This window comes from Halalkalibacter flavus (assembly GCF_036663575.1).
GTDB lineage: Bacteria > Bacillota > Bacilli > Bacillales > Bacillaceae_D > Halalkalibacter > Halalkalibacter flavus.
Genome location: NZ_JAWRVK010000007.1, coordinates 35,868 through 56,580, shown reverse-complemented (window position 1 = coordinate 56,580; position 20,713 = coordinate 35,868). Strand labels below are relative to the sequence as shown.

The window sequence follows — 20,713 nt, the reverse complement described above, 5'->3', positions numbered from 1 at the left end:
TTTTGCTTCTGGTAAATGTAAATGGTCTCGGTTTTGGGACGGCTACAGATCCAGTGGATTCTAGAAACCTAAAATTTAGTAGGATCTCTGGGGAGAAGGAGTGGCGCTACCTATTTTGAAAAGGATTTCATTGTGAGATAGGATGAAGCTAGCTATATAGGTCCTGTTCCAATTAAAAGGTAGCAAAGAAAAATTAAAGAAGCAAATATTGAGAGGAGTAATCACTATGTCAAATGCAGTAACTGTACAAAATCTTAAAAACTATATTGGAGGTCAATGGGTAGAATCAACTTCTGGAAAAACAGATGCGGTTCCCAACCCAGCTACAGGTGAAATTATTGCACATGTACCGATCTCAAGTCGTGAAGATGTAGATCAAGCAGTAGAAAACGCAGCAGCAGCATTTAAAAAATGGAGCAAAACAGCTGTACCTCGTAGAGCTCGTATTCTATTTAAATACCAACAATTATTAGTAGAAAACTGGGAAGAGTTAGCTCGTCTAGTAACATTAGAAAATGGAAAGAGCTACAGTGAAGCATACGGCGAAGTTCAACGTGGAATTGAGTGTGTTGAGTTTGCAGCAGGAGCTCCTTCATTGATGATGGGTAAGCAATTACCAGATATCGCTACAGGAGTTGAGTCAGGTATGTACCGTTACCCAATCGGAGTAATTGGTGGAATTACACCATTTAACTTCCCGATGATGGTACCATGCTGGATGTTCCCACTTGCAATTGCATGCGGTAACACGTTTATATTAAAGCCATCTGAGCGTACACCATTACTTGCTAATCGCTTAGCTGAATTATTTACAGAAGCTGGACTTCCTGAAGGTGTATTAAACATCGTACATGGTGCACATGACGTGGTTAACGGACTTCTTGAGCACCCAACAGTAAAAGCAATTTCATTCGTAGGGTCTCAACCGGTTGCAGAATACGTATACAAAACAGCGTCTGCTCATGGTAAGCGTGTTCAAGCGTTAGCTGGTGCGAAGAACCACTCAATCGTTATGCCAGATGCGAATTTAGATGGTGCAATTAACCAAATTATGAATGCAGCGTATGGTTCAGCAGGTGAAAGGTGTATGGCAGCTGCAGTTGTAGTAACTGTTGGTGATGTAGCAGAGCCATTCATGGAAAAATTAGTAGAAGCAGTTGATAAGATTACAATTGGTAATGGAATGGAAGAAGGAGTGTTCCTTGGTCCAGTTATCCGTGACTCTCATAAAGCAAAAACTGAGCAATACATTGAGCTTGGTGAAAAAGAAGGTGCTACTTTAGTTCGTGATGGACGTAAAGATGCAGCGAGTTCAGGTGCTGGATACTTCGTTGGACCGACAATTTTTGATCATGTCAATACAGAAATGACTATTTGGAAAGAAGAAATCTTTGCTCCTGTTTTATCAGTCGTACGTGTGAACACACTGGAAGAAGCAATTGAGTTAACAAACCAATCAGAATTTGCAAATGGTGCGTGTATTTATACAGATAGCGGAAGTGCTGTTCGTCAATTCCGTGAAGACATCGACGCGGGTATGCTTGGAGTAAACCTAGGTGTTCCAGCTCCAATGGCGTTCTTCCCATTCTCTGGTTACAAAAAATCGTTCTATGGTGATTTACATGCGAATGGTACAGATGGGGTTGAATTCTATACACGTAAGAAAATGCTAACGACTCGTTGGTAATTAAATGGAGGTACTAAGCATGAATGCTTAGTACCTTCCCTTTTTAAAAATGGAGTGATAAATTGAGTACTCATATTTCAAACAAAGAGAAATATATCTTTTTACTTGTTTCATTTATGATTTGGTTTCCGCATTTTATCTACCTTCCAATTTTGTCCCCCTATATGGAATCAATGGGTGGGACATATGTCTTTATTGGAATTGTGTTGAGTAGCTATGGTCTAATGCAATTTCTATTCAGGCTACCTATAGGAATAAGTTCAGATTTATTAAAGATACGTAAACCATTTATCATTTTAGGCTTATTAATAAGTACTGTTAGTTGTTTTATATTTGCACTAACAGATAGTTTAGGTTGGATACTTTTCGCTCGTTCTTTAGCAGGATTATCGGTGGCAACATGGGTGGTGTTTGCCGTTTTATACTCTAGTTATTTTGCTGATCGTGAAGTTCATCGAGCGATGAGCAGTATTTCCTTTGTGGTTGTGTTAGCTCAACTGTTAGGTATGATTTTTAGTGGCTATGTTGTTAACGCGTGGGGGTGGCAAGCTCCATTTTGGATAGGTGGAATAGTTGGACTGATAGGAATAGCACTCGCCTTCTTTATCTATGAACCAAAAGAGGCTGTAACGAAAGCTCCAGTAAGACTGCAGGAGCTTACATCCGTTATGAGAGAACCACACCTTTTAAAGATCTCATTACTATCAATTTTAGCTCATAGTATTATTTTTACAACCATGTTTGGATTCATTCCCACGTATGTTACAAGCATTGGATTTGAGGCAAGGGATATTAGTTTAATTGTTTTTGCTTTTATGATCCCTCATGCTTTAGCTACCCTTTATTTAGGGAAATTTGTTGTGCCGCGATTTGGAAAATGGAGAGCATTAAAGTATGCATTTTTGCTAACCGCGTTATTTACTTTGATAACTCCTTTCGTTGAGTCGAAATGGTTACTTATCGTCGTGCAAGGAGTTAATGGCTTTGCACTTGGAGTATTGTTTCCGTTGCTATTAGGGATGTCAATTGAATCAATATCTCATGAAAAAAGAGCAACTGCTATGGGTGTATATCAGGCGGTGTACGCTATTGGGATGTTCTTAGGCCCATTTTTAGCAGGTATCTTAAATTCTAGTTTTGGTATTGCGGCTGGCTTTTACTTTGCTGGAATGTTAGGTTTAATTGCGAGTGGTTTAATTGTTGTATGGGGAAGGAAAAAGTCCCAAAAACAAGTGGAAAAATATCAAATAAGCAGTTAAATAGAAAATCTTTTCGTTATCTAAGGAGAAACTGGTCGCATCAAAAATGCAGCCGGTTTCTTTATTGTTTATACTTTTTGTGATACACATCACAGCAGAAATATCAGACTATTAGTATGATAAAAGCATAGAAAGAAAGATCTTCTATTTAGAAAACGGATTCAGGAGGAGATTACAAATGAGATTTAACATTCGAGGTGAAAACGTAGAAGTAACAGTAGCCTTAAGAGATTATATTATAAAAAAAGTAGATAAGTTAGAAAAATACTTTGACGAAATTATCTTAACAGAAGTTCAAGTAAAGTTAAAAGTATATGAAAAAGATACCAAAGTAGAAATTACTATACCTTTAAAATCTTTAGTCCTTCGTGCAGAAGAGCAACATGAGAATATGTATGCTGCTATTGACTTAATTGTCGATAAATTAGAACGTCAAGTTCGTAAATATAAAACGAAAGTAAATCGTAAACCTCGTCAGGTAAAAGCTATTAGCAAGAGTGAAGCGAATGCAGTTCAACTGCTCGAGCCAGAAGTGGAAACTTTTGACCAAGTAGAAATGTTTCAAGTTGTAAGAACCAAACGCTTTAATTTAAAACCTATGCATATAGAAGAAGCAATTTTACAAATGAATATGCTAGGGCATCAGTTCTTTGTTTTTACAGAAGCAGAAACATTAGAAACGAATATTGTTTACCAAAGAAATGATGGAAAGTACGCTGTAATTGAGATTGAGTAATATTAAACAATTAGAAGAAAAGCACCTTGAAATTAAAATCAAGGTGCTTTTTACAGTGGAGGCAAGGAGTATTTTATTTTTAGAATCTAGAGCCTTGCATTTGCTGTTCGGCCATTTGAACTAAACGTTTCGTAATTTCTCCCCCAACGGAACCGTTAGCACGAGCCGTTGAATCCGCTCCTAGCTGTACTCCAAATTCTTGAGCAATTTCAAGTTTCATTTGATCAAGTGCTTTTTCTACTCCTGGAACTAAAAGGTTGTTGCTGCTGTTGTTTTGTGTCATATCTAATCACCTCTTTATTAGTTTCGAGCTTAGTATATGAGCCACCTTAAATATTATACATAAGTTAAACATAAATTATATTTTACTTAAATGAAAGAACATTTTTTATCTTCATTTTAAAAGAAATCATAAAACATTTTAAATCGATCGATGGTTGTGCACATCTTAGTAGAAAAACATGATAAGATAGAGATGGACCTTAAGTATGAAAAAATAGTATACATAAACTTTAAATTAAGGAGGGAATACATTGTCATTATTACGAACAATTACTGGCATTTGGAAAAGTCATGAAGAAACTGGCGAGAAACCAAAATTAGAAGGGTTAAATACACGTTACTATAAAAAGAGCCGTGAAGCTATGATTGACTATGTACATAAAATTGTAAATAATAACAAGTTGCCGAATTGGCAAGTTACAAATGTTGATGAAGAACGTGGAGAAGTCGTTTTAGAAAAGAAAGGTGTATCATCAAGCGTTATGGTTATCACCGTATTTAAAATTACACCAATAAAATCAGCTGTAGATGTATACTGTTCTAAACAAGGGGCTTTTGGGGATTTGGGTAGTAGTTATAAAAATATACTCGCATTTTTTAAAGCGCTTCATACAGAGGTGCAGCCAGAAGATCAACGCTAAAAAGGAAAGAGCCCCTCGATCATAATCATGATCGAGGGGCTCTTGCTACGATACGTCGTTTTTCTTTACGAAAGCCATTCTTTGCCATTTCCTACCGCGCCATCTCCATAACATTAATAAACCTCGTAGCCATTCATCTAAAGTAAAGGCAATCCATACACCAATTAAACCTAAGCCGAAATAAATTCCTAAAGTATAGGAAATTGTGACAGAAACACCCCACATTGAAAGAATCCCCATATAGACAGGGAAGCGAACATCACCTGCTGCTCGCAATGAATTTATAACAACAAGATTAAACGCTTTGCCGGGTTCTAAAATGATTGTGAGTAATAGTAATAAACTACCTAGACCAATGATTGATTCATTTGAAGTAAAAATGGAGAAGATCGGTCTACTTAAAAAATAAAAAAGAATGGCCATGGTAGCTGAGACGGTGATGGCTATTTTTAAACTTCTTATACAACGTTTGTAGGCTTCTTCTATTTTGTTGGCACCCACTTGGTGACCGATAATTATTTGAGTGCCTTGGCCGAGTGCCACTGAGAAAAGTAGAATAAACATCATAATGTTCTGTGCATACACTTTCGTTGTTAAAGCTTCTGTCCCCATTGTTGCAATAAAATAAGTAATCACTAATTGAGAACCGGTATAAGAGAGGTGTTCTCCGGCTGTTGGAATACCTATCTTCAACAATGACTTGACCTCAAGCTTCGGAAACGTACGTAAAAAGGAGAATGGGAGTTTCCCGTCTAAACGTTTATATAGAAGGTAAAGAAGTACAATGACTCCAATCGATCGACTAAAAACAGTTGCAATGGCAACACCTGTTACTCCTAAAACAGGAAAACCGAATGCGCCAAAAATTAAAACATAATTACCGAAAATGTTAACAATATTCATTCCAACAGTGACGTACATAGCATCTCTTGTAAAACCATGACTTCGAATAATGGCGCCAATTGTCATGATGAGAGCTTGGATAAAGGCGAAACCTCCGACGATTCGTAAATAAGTCACAGCGCTATCCATTAATTCTTTTGGCAAGCTCATTAACCGTAAAAATGTCTCACTAAAAAATAGAAGGATTATACTTAATAACAGACCAATGACCACATTAGCAGCAAGAGAGACAACGGCTAGTTGACTGGCTTTCTTCTCCTTCTTAGCTCCTAAAAGTTGTGCAATTAAAATACTTGTGCCAGTAGCGATAAATCCAAACATAACGATGATAACAGACATAAGTTGATTGGAAACGCCTACTGCTGCTACGGCATCATCGGAGTATTGGCTAAGCATAAGTGTATCGGCATTACCCATGATCATATGAAGCATAATTTCAATAAAAATAGGCCATGTAATTGCAAAAAGAGTTAAATTTCGTTTTGTCTGTTTTGGTTTATTTGTTTCAATAACGTTCATCCCCTTAGAAAGTTCATCAGCTATTCTATTAAGAGAGCCTGTTGTTCTTTAAGCATCGTAACCACTCTTTAAAAAGTAATCTATACAAAATAACAATTATTTTTCGAATTCAAAAACAACATACTAACAAAAATAGATGAAGTCAAGCGTTTGCACAGTTTTGTGCAACGAGTTAAAAAATGTCAAATGATTAAACATCTACTTTTTTTTAAAAAAGTATTGTCATTTAAGGATTAGCGTTTTATAATGAAACCAATCAACTGGAACCGTTTACAACTAACAGTTCTTTTTTTATCGATAATTGCGCAATCGCTTGCGCTATAATGCGAGAAGTTTGCATTTCATTTTATGTTACTTAAATCTATTTGTTAAACCATGCAATAAGTATCTTATTTTGGTAATGATAAGCAAAAGAGAGCAAACCAGAGAATTCATGATTACCAAAAAGCAAAGGAGATTTACCTTAGTGGGAGGTGAGAAATCAATTCACAGGTAGTAGCAATTATAATTATGAAATTAATTATTTATAAGGGGGACAAATAAAATGTTCAAAAAAACAAAGTACGTAACTGCAGTATTAGCATTGACTCTAGGACTTGCTGCTTGTGGGGCACCTGCTGAAGAAGCTCCAGAAGAAACAGTAGATGAAGGTGGCGGTGCTGGTGAAGAAGCGGTAGATTTTGAGATTGTTCCTGAAGAGGGTGCAGAACTTTTATTATGGAGTGACGGTGATGAGCAGCTTATATGGGCTGAACAAATGGCCGAAAAATTTGAATCTGAATACGGTGTTCCGGTCCAAGTTGAGGAAGTGAACCAAGAGGATGCACCAGAACGTTTAGCGACTGATGGTCCACAAGGACTTGCAGGTGACGTATTTGCATCAACTCATGATCGTATTGGACGGGCTATTTCTGCCGGATTAGTTCTCGAAAACTTCTGGCCGGAAGAATATGAAGAAGAGTTTATGGAAGCAGCTATTACAGCAACGTCATTCGACGGAGAGCTTTACGGCTATCCATCTGGAATTGAAACGTACGCCCTATATTACAATACAGATTTAGTAGAAGAAGCTCCTGAGACGATGGACGAATTGTTTGAAGTAGCCAAAGAGTTAACAGAAGGCAACCAGTACGGGTTTATGATGGAGCCTGAGAATCTTTACTTCATGTATGCTTTCCTTGGTGGCTACGGTGGATACGTATTTGGTGAGGATGGTTCAAACCCAGAAGATGTTGGTCTAAATAACGAAGGTGCTGTTCAAGGTACAGAAGAAGTATTAGTTCGCATGCGTGATGAATTATTGCCCGGATTTGCAAATGAAGATATTACGTATGATGTTCGAACTGCATTATTTGAAGGCGGAGATTTGGCATTTGATATTAACGGTCCTTGGGCTGTTCGCGGGTACGAGCAAGCAGGTGTTAATTTCAATGTTGCGCCTCTTCCATTACTAGGAAATGGTGAAAACCCAACTAGTTTCTCAGGGACTCGTGGTTTCTATGTAAATGCATATACAGAGTATCCTGATGCTGCTTCATTACTAGCACAATTTATTACGAACGAAGAAAACTTGTTAGAGGCCTATGAAATTACTGGTGCATTGCCACCGCGTTTAGCATTAACAGATCATGAAACAATTCAAGATAATGAAATTTCTGTTGGTTTCTTAGAGCAGGCTACACATGCTGTACCAATGCCGAATATTCCTGAAATGCCTCTTGTTTGGGATCCGATGGCTGCAGCATTTACAGAAATTTGGAACCAAAAGGCTGATGTTCAAGAGTCGTTAGATCGAGCAGTAAGAACGATAGAACAAGCAATTCAAGAGCAACAACAATAAACATCAATGAATGGTTCAGTGAGTGTGGTATATAGGAATCCCCCTAAACCACCTCACTGAGATCCATTATTTAGAAAATATTAGTTAATAGTTGAAGGGGGAATTATTGTGTCTATGAATGCGCAAACTCAAGCGTCACATAAAGGTAAAAGTTACAGCAAAACCGCAGCATTGCTGTCTGTTCTCTTTATGGGACTTGGTCAAATGTATAACAAGCAGTACTGGAAAGGGATCGCTTGGGCTATATTTGAACTTATTGTCATTATTTTTTATATAAGACCGATCATGAGTGGGTTACATGGTTTAATTACGTTAGGTGAAACTCCTCAGGTTAGACAACGAGGACGGATTGTTGATCCGGGTGATCATTCAATCTTACTAATGGCTGAAGGCCTAATGATGCTAATTGTACTTTTGGCTGTACTGGGACTATATTATTTAAGTGTTCGTGATGCTTATCTTGTTGGAAAGCTTCGTGAGCTTGGACAGAAAGTACCGAACTTTAAAGAAACGATTCGAAATGTTTGGGACAATGGATATGCATACATTTTAATTACACCAACAGCTATTTGTATGTTGTTATTAACCGTATTTCCACTTGTTTTTACTGCTTTAATTGCTTTTACTAATTTCTCATCTCCTAACTATTTGCCTCCTAGGGCTTTAGTTGATTGGGTTGGAATTGAGCAATTTATTCGCTTATTTACAATGGAATCTTGGAGAGGTACGTTCCTTGGAGTTTTCTCATGGACTATTATTTGGGCAGTACTATCTACTTTACTCGTTGTGTTTGCCGGATTATTTGTAGCTGTTGTTTTATCACAAAAGGTCGTGAAATATACGAAGTTTTGGAGAAATATCTATATTATACCATGGGCAGTTCCTGGATTTGTCAGTATTCTCATCTTTAGAAATATGTACAATGGGCAGTTTGGAGTTATTAATCAAATGTTACAGTCTGTTGGATTGAATCCAATTCCTTGGTTATCGGATCCGATGTGGGCTAAAGTAGCGGTATTACTAACAAACCTCTGGTTAGGATTTCCTTTTTGGATGGCTTTGTTTACAGCAGTACTTACAACTATTAGTAAAGAGTTATATGAAGCTGCGGAAGTCGATGGAGCGACTATTGTTCAACAATTTCGCAATATAACATTCCCAATTGTTATGGTTGCTGCTGTTCCGTTAATGGTCTTTACGTTTGCGTTTAACTTTAATCAGTTAACATTTATCTACTTGATGACAGAAGGTGGACCAACGAACGCAAATTATAACTATGCAGGTCATACCGATATCTTATTATCATGGATCTTCAAAATGACACTAGATAATGGTCAATATGCGATAGCTTCTGCAGTTGCCTTAGTCGTCTTCTTGATCATTGCTGGGTTTGCGTATTTCAACTTGCGAAATACAAAATCCATGAAAGGGGATGTGTGATAAATTATGCTTAGTACTAAAGCGAAACGCACAATAAACTATATTATTGTCTATAGTATTTTGATTTTGTTAGCGATTATTTGCTTATTTCCTGTTTATTTCATTTTCATTGGTTCCGTAAATCCAGGTTCATCCTTGCATTCTTCGCAAATCTTTCCGAGTCCTGCTGATTGGAACTGGGGGCATTACCGAGCTTTATTTGAAGAACATAATTACGTAACTTGGTATAAAAACACAATGTTTATTGCTGTATCAAATATGCTTATTTCAACATTGTTTGGTGTGTTTTCTGGCTATGCCTTTTCGAAGTTTAGGTTTAAAGGGAAGAAGCAAGGTTTAATGGCCATTATTATTTTGCAAATGTTCCCGACGATTATGGGGATGATTGCGATTTATACGTTACTTGGGGCTTTTAATCTTTTGGATACACACCTTGGATACATCTTAGTATTAGCAGCAGGAAGTGTGGCTTTTAATACGTGGATTGTAAAAGGGTTCTTTGATGGGATTCCAAATAGTCTAATGGAAGCAGCTCGAATTGACGGAGCTACAAATTCAGAAACGTTCTTTAAGATCATGCTTCCATTAGCTATGCCAATTATTACATTTGTTGCATTTAATAGTTTTATTGCAGCAAGTATGGATTTTATCATGGCTGAAGTAATTTTGAGATCTAGTAGCAATTGGACTTTAGCTCAAGGGTTGTTTACGTTAGTATCAGGGCAAGCGAATAACAACTTTACTGTGTTCGCAGCTGGAGCTGTGCTCATTTCAATCCCACTTATGGTCTTATTCTTTGTATTCCAAAGATATATCGTAGAAGGAATGACAGCTGGAGCAGAGAAAGGATAACGCTTTGCTAGGAAGGTGATTCTCATTGTTTGGGAAGTATAAAGTTTTATCAATTATATTAATATTGCTAGCTGTGGGCATGTTTCTATACTCTGCATTGTTACTTTGGATTGTAACAACAACATAGAGTCACCGAATGTGATGAGGCATTATCTGTCTAAGGTTGGATGAGATAATGCCTTGTTCATTTATTTTTTGAAAATCTATGGATTGTGTAAAGAGTATGGAAGCGCTAGAATAAAAGAAACAAAAGGAGTGGGAGGTGGATACCGATGGCGGTCACCATTAAGGATGTCGCTAAGCGGGCTAATGTAGCACCGTCGACGGTATCTCGAGTTATTGCAAATAGCTCGCGTATTAGTGAAAAAACAAAAGAACGAGTAAGAGAAGCAATGAAGGAATTAGGGTATCATCCAAACTTTAATGCTAGAAGTCTAGCTAATAAAAGTACGAATACATTAGGGATTGTTATGCCAAATTCAGCAAAAATTGCGTTTCAAAATCCGTTCTTCCCAGAGGTTATTCGGGGGATTAGTACAAAGGCTTATCAAGAAGGGTATGGGCTTTATTTATCAACAGGGCAAACGGAAGAAGAGATTCTTGAAGAAGTAAAGCAAATGGTATATGGGGGCCGAGTAGATGGAATCGTACTCCTTTATTCAAGAGTGAATGATAAGGTTATGCCGTTTCTTATCGAACAGGACTTTCCGTTTGTGTTAATAGGTAGACCTTATAATATAGATGAGAATGAAGTTACGTTTGTGAATAATGACAATTTTAAAGCAGCAAAAACGGTAACTGAATATTTAATGTTATTAGGCCACGAAAGAATAGGGTTTATTGGTGGAAATCTAGATTATGTTGTTACAATTGACCATATGAAAGGGTATGAACAAGCGTTAACTAATGCTCATATCCCGCTAAGGCAAGATTATATTGTCCACCACGAGGAAGTCAAAGAAGGTGGACAAGATGCGGTTATTGAACTCATGTCCATTGAAGAGCGACCGACAGCACTTATCGTTGCAGACGATATTATGACTTTTGGAGTGCTTAGAATGCTTGCAGATATGAATGTTCATGTTCCAAAAGACATCTCTATTGTCAGTTTCAATAATGTCATGATCTCTGAACTATCATCGCCAAAGATGACAACAGTTGATATTCATATTTATGAGTTAGGATTTGAAGCGACAAAATGCTTAATTAATAAAATAAAAGAACCAGATATTGGCGAAAGAAAAGTCATTGTTCCGCATAGACTAATTAAAAGAGAATCTTGTAAATAAAATTAGCAAGTCATCCAAATTCTGCTTTAAAGGTGAATTAGTCCAATAGGAGAAGGGGGATACTTTGAATAGAGCTTGGTGGAAAAAAGCAATTTGTACTAAGTGTACAGGAGGAGTCTTTACGCACAGATGGCTATGGGGATTGTTGTAGATTCCCATTTTCCATCGGTTCGGCTTTTTCCATGATGCTGGACATCACTATAATGTTACTCAGACCTCAAGAAGCGATGAAAAAGTAAAGGTCATACAAGGTTATGAGTATGTACACCAATGCAAGCGATTGCATAAATTCAATGATTTTAGGGGGAGAAAAAATGAAAAAAACATGGTGGAAAGAAGCTGTTGCATATCAAATTTATCCTCGCAGCTTTATGGATTCAAATGGCGACGGAATTGGTGATATCCAAGGAGTTATTTCAAAACTTGATTATTTAAAGGATCTCGGGATTGATGTCATTTGGATTTGTCCGATCTTTAAATCTCCGAATGATGATAATGGATACGATATAAGTGATTATCAAGATATCATGGAAGACTTTGGAACAATGGAAGATTTTGATCAGCTTCTTGAGGAAGTCCACAATCGAGGGATGAAGTTAATATTGGATCTTGTTATTAATCATACATCGGATGAGCATCCTTGGTTTGTTGAATCTCGTTCCTCTAAAGACAATCCGTATCGTGATTATTACATTTGGGATCCAGGAAAGAATGGAAAAGAGCCGAACAATTGGGAATCTATCTTTGGTGGTTCTGCTTGGGAAAACGATGAAAAAACAGAAGAATATTACATGCACGTTTTTTCCCGCAAGCAGCCTGATTTAAACTGGGAAAACCCAAAAGTTCGTCAAGATTTATATGACATGGTTAATTGGTGGTTAGATAAGGGGATTGATGGTTTTCGCGTAGATGCAATCTCTCATATTAAAAAACTAGAAGGGTTTCCTGACTTACCAAATCCAAAGAATAAAAAATACGTACCTTCTCTTGATGGTCATATGAATCAAGAAGGGATACATGTTTTTCTAGAAGAATTGAAAAACGAAACGTTTAACAAATATGATATTATGACTGTTGGTGAAGCCAATGGTGTTAAGGTCAATCAAGCAGAAGAATGGGTAGGAGAAGACCAAGGGTGCTTCAATATGATTTTTCAGTTTGAACACTTAGACCTTTGGGGGAAAAGTACAGAGGGAGGTCTTGACTTACCAGCTTTAAAAGAAACGTTGACAAGATGGCAAAAAGGTCTTGAAGGCATGGGATGGAATGCACTGTTTTTAGAAAATCACGATCAACCACGATCGGTATCAACATGGGGGGACAGCGAAAAATATCGTGATAAATCAGCTAAAGCATTAGCGACAATGTATTTTCTGATGCAAGGAACTCCATTTATTTATCAAGGGCAAGAGATCGGCATGACGAACGTTAAATTTGATTCGATTGAGGATTATAATGATGTCGCTATTAAAAATCTCTATCGAAATGAAAGAGAAGAAGGAAAAAGCCACGAAGAAATTATGGAAGTGATTTGGAAAAACGGCCGAGATAATTCAAGAACTCCTATGCAGTGGAATGATCAAGAAACTGCAGGCTTTACAACGGGATCACCATGGTTAAAAGTGAATCCAAATTACAAGGCAATCAATGTGCAACAATCGATTGATGATTCGCATTCCATTTATCATTATTACAAGAACCTAATTCAACTACGAAAAGAAAATGATGTGTTAATTTATGGAGAATATGATTTAGTTTTAGAAGAGCATGAGCACGTATATGCCTATACAAGAACGTTAGGCAACGAATATGTGTTAGTAATTACAAACTTATTTGCCGAAAAAACTTCGCTTGAATTACCAGACATTGCAGCTAAATCATTGGAAATAAAGCTAAGCAATTATGAAGTAAAGACTGACGTGCATGCAGGAGAAATTGAATTACAACCATATGAAGCAAGAGTATATAAAGGAAAAATATAACAGATAAACTTATATAGAGAGGTTGTCTCCCAATCGAGTCTTAGCCCATAGGTGGGACAGATTCTGTGAGACAACCTCTTATTTTTTATCCTCGCCTGTTGATTATCTAATGTAAAATTTCGGCTAAATAAATATAAAAAATATAATACGAGAACAAAATTTAATGCAATCGGTTGCGCAAGTTTTGGATTTATGATATTTTATTGATAGATAAGGAGGAGCAATCATGAAAAAAACTTGGTGGAAAGAAGCAGTAGCTTATCAAATTTATCCGCGTAGCTTTATGGACTCGAACGGAGATGGGATTGGTGACATTCAAGGTGTCATTTTAAAATTAGATTATTTGAAAGCGCTTGGAATTGATGTGATTTGGATTTGTCCAATCTTTAGTTCGCCTAACGATGATAACGGTTATGATATTAGTAACTATAAAGGAATAATGGCTGATTTTGGAACGATGGAAGATTTCGATCAGCTGCTTGAAGAAGTACATATGAGAGAAATGAAATTAATCCTCGATCTTGTTATTAATCATACTTCTGATGAGCATCCTTGGTTTATCGAATCACGATCATCAAAAGACAATCCATACAGAGATTACTATATCTGGCATAAAGGAAAGAAAGGGCAAGAGCCAAATAACTGGGAGTCAATTTTTGGAGGTTCGGCTTGGGAGTATGATGAGCGTACGGAAGAATACTTCATGCATGTGTTCTCACGTAAACAACCAGACCTGAATTGGGAAAATCCAAAGGTGAGAAATGAGCTTTATGACATGGTTAATTGGTGGTTAGATAAAGGAATTGATGGATTTCGTGTAGATGCGATCTCTCATATAAAGAAAGTCGCTGGTTTTCCTGATTTGCCTAATCCAAAGAAAAAGAAGTATGTATCATCACTCGACGGACATATGAACCAAGAGGGGATTCATGTTTTTCTCGAAGAGCTAAAGCGAGAAACATTTGATAAATATGATATTATGACGGTTGGCGAAGCCAATGGAGTAAAGGTGAATCAGGCAGAGCAATGGGTCGGAGAAGACGATGGTTGTTTTGATATGATCTTTCAATTTGAACATCTAGATCTCTGGGGCAAAAGTACAGACGGCGAGTTAGACTTACCTGCTTTGAAAAAAACGTTAACAAGGTGGCAAACAGGCTTAGATGGAATGGGATGGAACGCCTTATTTTTAGAAAACCATGATCAGCCACGTTCCGTTTCAACATGGGGAAACAGTGAAGAGTACCGCGATCAATCGGCAAAAGCATTAGCGACGATGTATTTTCTAATGCAAGGAACCCCGTTTATTTATCAAGGTCAGGAAATAGGGATGACAAATGTAAAGTTTACTTCTATTGAGGATTATAATGATGTCGCTATCAAAAATTTATATCGAAATGAAAGAGAAGAAGGCAAGTCACATGAAGAAATCATGGAGGTTATTTGGCAAAATGGCCGAGATAATTCGAGAACCCCAATGCAATGGAACAATGGCGAAAATGCCGGGTTTACGACAGGGAGTCCTTGGTTAAAAATCAACCCAAATTATCAAGATATAAACGTTGAACAATCAATAGAAGATCATTATTCGATTTATCATTATTATAGAAAGCTTATTCAACTTAGGAAGGAAAACGATGTCCTTATTTATGGAAGTTATGACCTTGTCCTTGAAGACCATGAACAAGTTTATGCTTACACTAGAACGATGGAAGATGAGATGTTTCTCATTCTTACCAACTTATTTGATAAGGAAGCAAAGCTTAAGTGGCCAACGAGTCTAAAAGGGAAAAGTAAAGAGTTATTGATTAATAATTATAATGTTGATATGAATGAAGGGCTTTCTAAAATAGTATTAAAACCATATGAAGCAAGGGTTTATAAATTAAAATAGTTTGTTTCACCCTCCTGTGCAAACGGTTGCTCAAACCTCCGGGAGGGTGATGGATAAATAGGAGGGAATAGAAATGAAAATCACATCGTTTGATTTTTGGCAAAAATTTGGGAAGGCCTTAATTGTGGTGGTAGCTGTTATGCCAGCTGCGGGTATTATGATTTCATTAGGTAAGATGATTGCGATGTTTGAAGTGGATTTTGCTTTTGTTCAAACGAGCGCTGTTATTTTAGAAGAGCTAGGTTGGGCAATTATTGGGAATATGCATATTTTATTTGCCGTTGCAATTGGGGGGTCTTGGGCGAAGGAGCGTGCAGGAGGAGCATTTGCTGCATTAGTTGCTTTTATTTTGATTAACCGTGTGACAGGTGCGTTTTTTGGAATTAATAGTAGCATGCTAGGAGATCCTGATGCTACAGTAACATCGATTTTTGGTAGTGAATTAATTGTACAAGATTTCTTCACGGATGTTCTTGGTGCACCAGCTTTAAATATGGGAGTGTTTATTGGGATTATTTCTGGGTTCCTTGGTGCTGTTATCTTTAACAAATACTATAATTATGATAAATTACCACAAGCATTATCATTCTTTAATGGAAAGCGCTTCGTTCCGTTTGTTGTTATATTATGGTCAGTTGTGACCGCATTAGTTCTTTCATTAATTTGGCCAGTTATACAAGGTAGTTTAAATGACTTTGGTCGTTGGGTTGCTACATCCAGAGATACTGCTCCATTTCTAGCTCCATTTATTTACGGAGCAGTAGAAAGATTATTGCTTCCTTTTGGATTGCATCATATGTTAACGATACCAATGAATTTCACAAACCTTGGTGGTACATATACCATTTTAACAGGGACAAATGCAGGACAGGTTGTTGCTGGTCAAGAGCCGCTTTGGTTTGCATGGATTGCTGATCTGAATAATTTAAGAGCCGCTGGTGATCTGGCAGCTTATAACCAGTTATTAGCTGAGGTGACCCCTGCTCGTTTTAAAGTCGGACAAATGATTCTTTCTAGTGCTGCCTTAATGGGAATTGCGATAGCGATGTATCGTAATGTTGACCAAGATAAGCGAACAAAATACAAATCTATGTTCTTTTCTGCTGGTCTTGCAGTCTTCTTAACGGGAGTAACGGAACCGATTGAATTTATGTTTATGTTTATTGCTCCTGTTCTATATATCGTGTATGCGCTTATGACTGGGCTTGCTTTTGCAGTCGTTGATCTTGTTGATATTCGCCTTTCATCTATGGGGATGTTGGAGTTATTAACGAGAACCCCGATGGCAATTAGAGCAGGATTATGGTTAGACTTTGTTAACTTCATTGTTGCTTGTGCTGTATTTTTTGGGTTGAATTTTGTCGTTGCTAATTTCATGATTAAGAAATTTAAATTTGCTACTCCTGGTCGTTTGGGGAACTATATTGATGAAGGAAGCGATCAAAGTACTCAAAAAGGCAATGCCAAAGATGAGTCTTTAGCTAGCTCCATTATTGCATTACTAGGCGGTAGAGATAATATCGAGGAAGTTGATGCGTGTATGACAAGACTTCGTGTAACGATAAAAGATATTAATGCTGTTGCCTCTGAGGAAGAGTGGAAGAAAAACGGTGCATTAGGTTTGATCGTTAAAGGTAAGGGTGTTCAAGCAATCTATGGTCCAAAAGCGGATATTATTAAATCTGATATTCAAGACCGAATAGGAGCGTAATACATGAAACTGTTAACATTAAATTGCCATGCATGGCAGGAGGACAATCAACTAGACAAGATAAAAATATTAGCAAAAGTGATTAAAGAAAATTCCTATGATGTTATTGCTTTACAAGAAGTGAGTCAGTCAATTGAAGAAGAAACTATTGAAGGTGCATTGAAAAAAGACAATTATGTTTTAGTGTTGCTGAATGAGTTAAAGGCACTCGGTGTTTGTGACTATGATTATGTGTGGGATTTTGCACATATTGGATTTGAAGTATATGAAGAAGGTCTTGCAATAGTTACAAAACATAAAATTGAAAAAGAACACTCTTTCTTTATCTCTCAATCTGATGATACGAATAACTGGAAAACAAGAAAAATTGTTGGTGCGACGATTTCTTACAACGAGGAGCCCATTACTTTTTATTCTTGCCATCTTGGCTGGTGGAACGACGATGAAGAGCCGTATAAGAATCAAGTTGATTCACTTTATTCATTTGTTCAAAAGAATGAACGTTTCTTCTTAATGGGAGATTTCAATAATGATGCTAGCTTGAAAGAGGAGGGCTATGACTATTTACTTGGAAAAGGTCTATTTGATACTTATCAGCTAGCAGAGGAGAAAGATAAAGGTACAACCGTAGAAGGAAAGATTGCTGGCTGGGATCAAAACAAGCGTGATTTACGAATTGATTATATTTTTACGAACGCTCTAGTTGAAGTAAAAAAATCCAATGTGATTTTTAATGGAGTGAATAAGCCAGTCATTTCAGATCACTTTGGTGTAGAAGTTGAAACGATCTAAACAATTGATATTATGTTATTCATTAGTTTTATTAGTGAATGAACATATCTGTCTTAAGAGCTAGTAGGGAATACAAAATATTGGAGGCAGACATGGATAAGCATCAACTGCAAATTGAAAAAGCTAATCAAGAAGTGAATAAATTAAAAGAACAAGTTAGCAGCCACGAATGGAACTTACAGTACCATGTGATGCCGCAAGCAAATTGGATGAACGATCCGAATGGGTTCTCTTTCTTTAAGGGAGAGTATCACCTTTTTTATCAACACCATCCATATGATCCTAAATGGGGCCCGATGCATTGGGGACATGTTAAAAGCAAAGATCTTGTTCGTTGGGAACATCTTCCTATTGCCTTGGCTCCAAGTGAGGATTATGACAAAGACGGTTGCTTCTCTGGTAGTGCAATTGAGAAGGATGGTAAGCTCTATTTAATGTACACAGGGAATGTCTGGATTGAAGGAAAACTAGATGAAGATTTAAAACAAGTACAGGCCATAGCCGTAAGTGAAGATGGGATACATTTTGAAAAGATAAAAGAAAACCCTGTCATTTCAGAAGTGCCTGAAGGGGATATTAATATTTTTCATTTTCGAGATCCAAAAGTATGGAAACATGAGGGTTCTTACTATTGTGTTTTAGGGTCTAAAACGAAAAGCAATACAGGACAAGTATTGTTATACCGTTCTTCTAACCTAATTGATTGGGAATTTGTATCCGTCATAGCCAAGGGGGAGGGCAATTTCGGATTTATGTGGGAATGTCCTGATCTGTTCGAGCTTGAAGGAAAAGAAGTTTTGGTGATGTCTCCACAAGGGGTGAAGCCTGAAGGTAACGATTATCACAACCTACACCAAGCTGGTTATGTAATTGGTCAGCTTAATTACCAAACTGGAATCTTCCAATATGGTCCGTATTACACATTGGATCATGGCTTTGATTTTTATGCTCCGCAAACGATGGTTGATGATAAAGGACGGAGAATTCTTATTGGATGGATGGATATGTGGGAAAGTGATATGCCAACCCAAGAATTTGGCTATTCAGGTGCAATGACAATTCCGAGAATCGTGTCATTAAGAGATGATAGATTGTATACATTACCAGTTCCTGAACTAGAAGATCTTCGTGAAGAAGAAACGTACTATTCTGATGTTCTGATTGAAGGGGAAACGTCATTAAAAGGAGTTCACGGAGACTGCTTAGAATTAAAAATGAAAATTGATGTCAAAGATGCGACAACCTTTGGTTTAAAGGTAAGGCAGGACGCTGAAACAAAACAAGAGACAGTATTGACATTAGATAAACGCGATGGTCTTGTTATACTTGATCGTACGAAAGCAGGGAAAGGTCCAGGCGGAGTTCGTAAAACAACGGTGTCTATGGATAAGACCATCACCTTGCAAATCTTCATTGATAAATCGTCAGTAGAAATATTTATTAATGAAGGAGAAAAAGTAATGAGTGCTAGAGTTTTCCCAACGAAAGAGGCGCAAGGTATCACGTTCTTTGCTGATCATTCAGTTGAAATAAAAAGCTTATCTAAATGGAGTTTAAAGAAAGCGATTAAGTAGTTTTTGGACCCTTATCTAAGAAGGGTAGGGGTCCATTTTTTCTGCAAATAAAGGTTGTTTTTTACTCTTGTTTATTTTAAAATATAGGTAATTCAGTTTTGTGAAAACGCTATCGTTAAAGCGTCATCACTCCTGAGAAAAGAAAGGAGGATACGATGGCAACGATTGAAGATGTAGCTAAGTTAGCTGGATTATCAAGATCTACAGTCTCTCGAGTGATTAATAATCATCCGTATGTTACGGAGAGAAAAAAGCAGCTTGTTTATCAGGCAATGAAGGAATTAGATTATTATCCTAACTCATCTGCGCAACGTCTGAGAAAGCAAAAAACTGACACGATTGCTGTACTTGTTCCAAGTCTGACGAACCCGTTCTTTCCGTTCCTTATTGAAGGGTTGGAAATAGTAGCTGTGGAGAATGGGTTGCAATTGCTCATTTGTCAAACACATCAAAATAAAGACAAGGAGCGAAACTACTTGCAACTATTACAAACTAAGCAAGTAGATGGTTTGATCCTTACTTCTTTAGAAAATGATTGGGATTCCATTGCACCATTTAAGGAATCTGGTCCGATAATTATGTGTAATGAGTATCGATCAGAGGCAACGGTTCCAGTCGTACGACTAGACCAAGTAAAGGGAAGTTATCTGGGTGCAAAGCATTTAATTGAAAGCGGACATAAGAAAATTGCCTATTGTGGAAATAACAAAGGTGAGCTTGGTGCTGATCGGGAAACAGGGTTTCTTGCTGCATTAGATGAATATAACATTGAAATGAATAATCAGTGGATTTTCAGAGATACACCTAGTATTGAAGCTGGAAAAAGGATCTTAAGAACGATTCTATCTCTTGAAGATAAACCAACAGCCATTTTTGCTGGAAGTGATGAAGTAGGGGCAGGTATTATTAAAGAAGCTAAATTACAAGGCTTGCAGATTCCAGAGGATATAGCTGTCATTGGTTTTGATGATCTACCAGTTGCTCAATTGATGGAACCATCTTTGACTACAGTGAAGCAGCCAATTAAAGAGATGGGACAAAAAACGATGGAGATTATGGTGTCCATGTTAACAAATCAAGATAAAGTCAACGAAGATGTAATTGAGCTTCCTATTCAACTAATTAAGAGAGAATCGGTCTGATGTGAGATCGATCTCACATCAAACCTCATTGAATAGAAGGCTAATATTTTAATAGAAGATATGAGAACGATCTCATAAACTTTACTTTTTTATTCGTGATATGAGAACGATCCCACAAAACTTCATTTTTTTATCAACCATATGAGAACGATCTCATATAGGGGGTGTTT

The 20,713-nt window shown here is 37.2% G+C and carries 16 protein-coding genes; 14 read left to right on the top strand and 2 right to left on the bottom strand.

The annotated features are described in order from the left end of the window. The first annotated feature begins 226 nt into the window (after nt 1-226). From SAY88_RS06650 to hpf, 3 genes are all read left to right on the top strand, one after another. Nucleotides 227-1,687 carry a CoA-acylating methylmalonate-semialdehyde dehydrogenase gene (locus SAY88_RS06650; RefSeq protein ID WP_332630375.1) on the top strand — a complete coding sequence of 487 codons (1,461 nt, stop codon included), beginning with the start codon at nt 227-229 and terminating at the stop codon, nt 1,685-1,687. A gap of 62 nt (nt 1,688-1,749) precedes the next feature. Beyond that, complete coding sequence (locus tag SAY88_RS06645; RefSeq protein WP_332630373.1) at nt 1,750-2,946, top strand: MFS transporter; 1,197 nt, start codon at nt 1,750-1,752, stop codon at nt 2,944-2,946. Between the two features lie 178 nt (nt 2,947-3,124). Continuing rightward, nucleotides 3,125-3,682 carry a ribosome hibernation-promoting factor, HPF/YfiA family gene (hpf, locus tag SAY88_RS06640; protein ID WP_332630372.1) on the top strand — a complete coding sequence of 186 codons (558 nt, stop codon included), beginning with the start codon at nt 3,125-3,127 and terminating at the stop codon, nt 3,680-3,682. Nucleotides 3,683-3,761: 79 nt separating this feature from the next. Here hpf and SAY88_RS06635 read toward each other — a convergent pair whose 3' ends face one another. Continuing rightward, on the bottom strand, nt 3,762-3,965 hold the full coding sequence (locus SAY88_RS06635; protein WP_332630371.1) for an alpha/beta-type small acid-soluble spore protein: 204 nt from the start codon (nt 3,963-3,965) through the stop codon (nt 3,762-3,764). A gap of 250 nt (nt 3,966-4,215) precedes the next feature. Here SAY88_RS06635 and SAY88_RS06630 point away from each other — a divergent pair, with 250 nt between their 5' ends. After that, on the top strand, nt 4,216-4,605 hold the full coding sequence (locus SAY88_RS06630) for a hypothetical protein (RefSeq protein WP_250095177.1): 390 nt from the start codon (nt 4,216-4,218) through the stop codon (nt 4,603-4,605). 45 nt (nt 4,606-4,650) lie between these two features. On the opposite strand, the gene SAY88_RS06625 is transcribed toward SAY88_RS06630, so the two are convergent. Further along, nucleotides 4,651-6,027: an MATE family efflux transporter gene (locus tag SAY88_RS06625; protein WP_332630369.1), complete on the bottom strand. Its 1,377-nt coding sequence runs from the start codon at nt 6,025-6,027 to the stop codon at nt 4,651-4,653. 544 nt (nt 6,028-6,571) lie between these two features. On the opposite strand from SAY88_RS06625, the gene SAY88_RS06620 reads away from it, so the two are divergent. From SAY88_RS06620 to SAY88_RS06575, 10 genes are all read left to right on the top strand, one after another. Continuing rightward, entirely contained in the window at nt 6,572-7,867 is a 1,296-nt protein-coding gene (locus tag SAY88_RS06620) for a sugar ABC transporter substrate-binding protein (protein ID WP_332630368.1), read from the top strand. A gap of 114 nt (nt 7,868-7,981) precedes the next feature. Continuing rightward, nucleotides 7,982-9,307 carry a sugar ABC transporter permease gene (locus tag SAY88_RS06615; protein ID WP_332630518.1) on the top strand — a complete coding sequence of 442 codons (1,326 nt, stop codon included), beginning with the start codon at nt 7,982-7,984 and terminating at the stop codon, nt 9,305-9,307. Between the two features lie 6 nt (nt 9,308-9,313). Beyond that, complete coding sequence (locus SAY88_RS06610; protein ID WP_250095180.1) at nt 9,314-10,159, top strand: sugar ABC transporter permease; 846 nt, start codon at nt 9,314-9,316, stop codon at nt 10,157-10,159. A 272-nt stretch (nt 10,160-10,431) separates the two neighbouring features. Beyond that, nucleotides 10,432-11,448 (top strand): LacI family DNA-binding transcriptional regulator, encoded by a 1,017-nt coding sequence (locus SAY88_RS06605; protein WP_332630366.1) that lies wholly within the window; start codon nt 10,432-10,434, stop codon nt 11,446-11,448. A gap of 314 nt (nt 11,449-11,762) precedes the next feature. Continuing rightward, entirely contained in the window at nt 11,763-13,430 is a 1,668-nt protein-coding gene (locus SAY88_RS06600; protein WP_332630364.1) for a glycoside hydrolase family 13 protein, read from the top strand. Between the two features lie 226 nt (nt 13,431-13,656). Beyond that, nucleotides 13,657-15,324: a glycoside hydrolase family 13 protein gene (locus SAY88_RS06595; protein WP_332630363.1), complete on the top strand. Its 1,668-nt coding sequence runs from the start codon at nt 13,657-13,659 to the stop codon at nt 15,322-15,324. A 73-nt stretch (nt 15,325-15,397) separates the two neighbouring features. Beyond that, nucleotides 15,398-17,035: a PTS transporter subunit IIBC gene (locus SAY88_RS06590; RefSeq protein WP_332630362.1), complete on the top strand. Its 1,638-nt coding sequence runs from the start codon at nt 15,398-15,400 to the stop codon at nt 17,033-17,035. A gap of 3 nt (nt 17,036-17,038) precedes the next feature. Next, on the top strand, nt 17,039-17,827 hold the full coding sequence (locus SAY88_RS06585; RefSeq protein WP_332630360.1) for an endonuclease/exonuclease/phosphatase family protein: 789 nt from the start codon (nt 17,039-17,041) through the stop codon (nt 17,825-17,827). A 92-nt stretch (nt 17,828-17,919) separates the two neighbouring features. Continuing rightward, nucleotides 17,920-19,401: a glycoside hydrolase family 32 protein gene (locus SAY88_RS06580; RefSeq protein WP_332630358.1), complete on the top strand. Its 1,482-nt coding sequence runs from the start codon at nt 17,920-17,922 to the stop codon at nt 19,399-19,401. Nucleotides 19,402-19,556: 155 nt separating this feature from the next. After that, nucleotides 19,557-20,543 (top strand): LacI family DNA-binding transcriptional regulator, encoded by a 987-nt coding sequence (locus tag SAY88_RS06575; RefSeq protein WP_332630357.1) that lies wholly within the window; start codon nt 19,557-19,559, stop codon nt 20,541-20,543. The last annotated feature ends 170 nt before the right edge of the window (nt 20,544-20,713 follow it).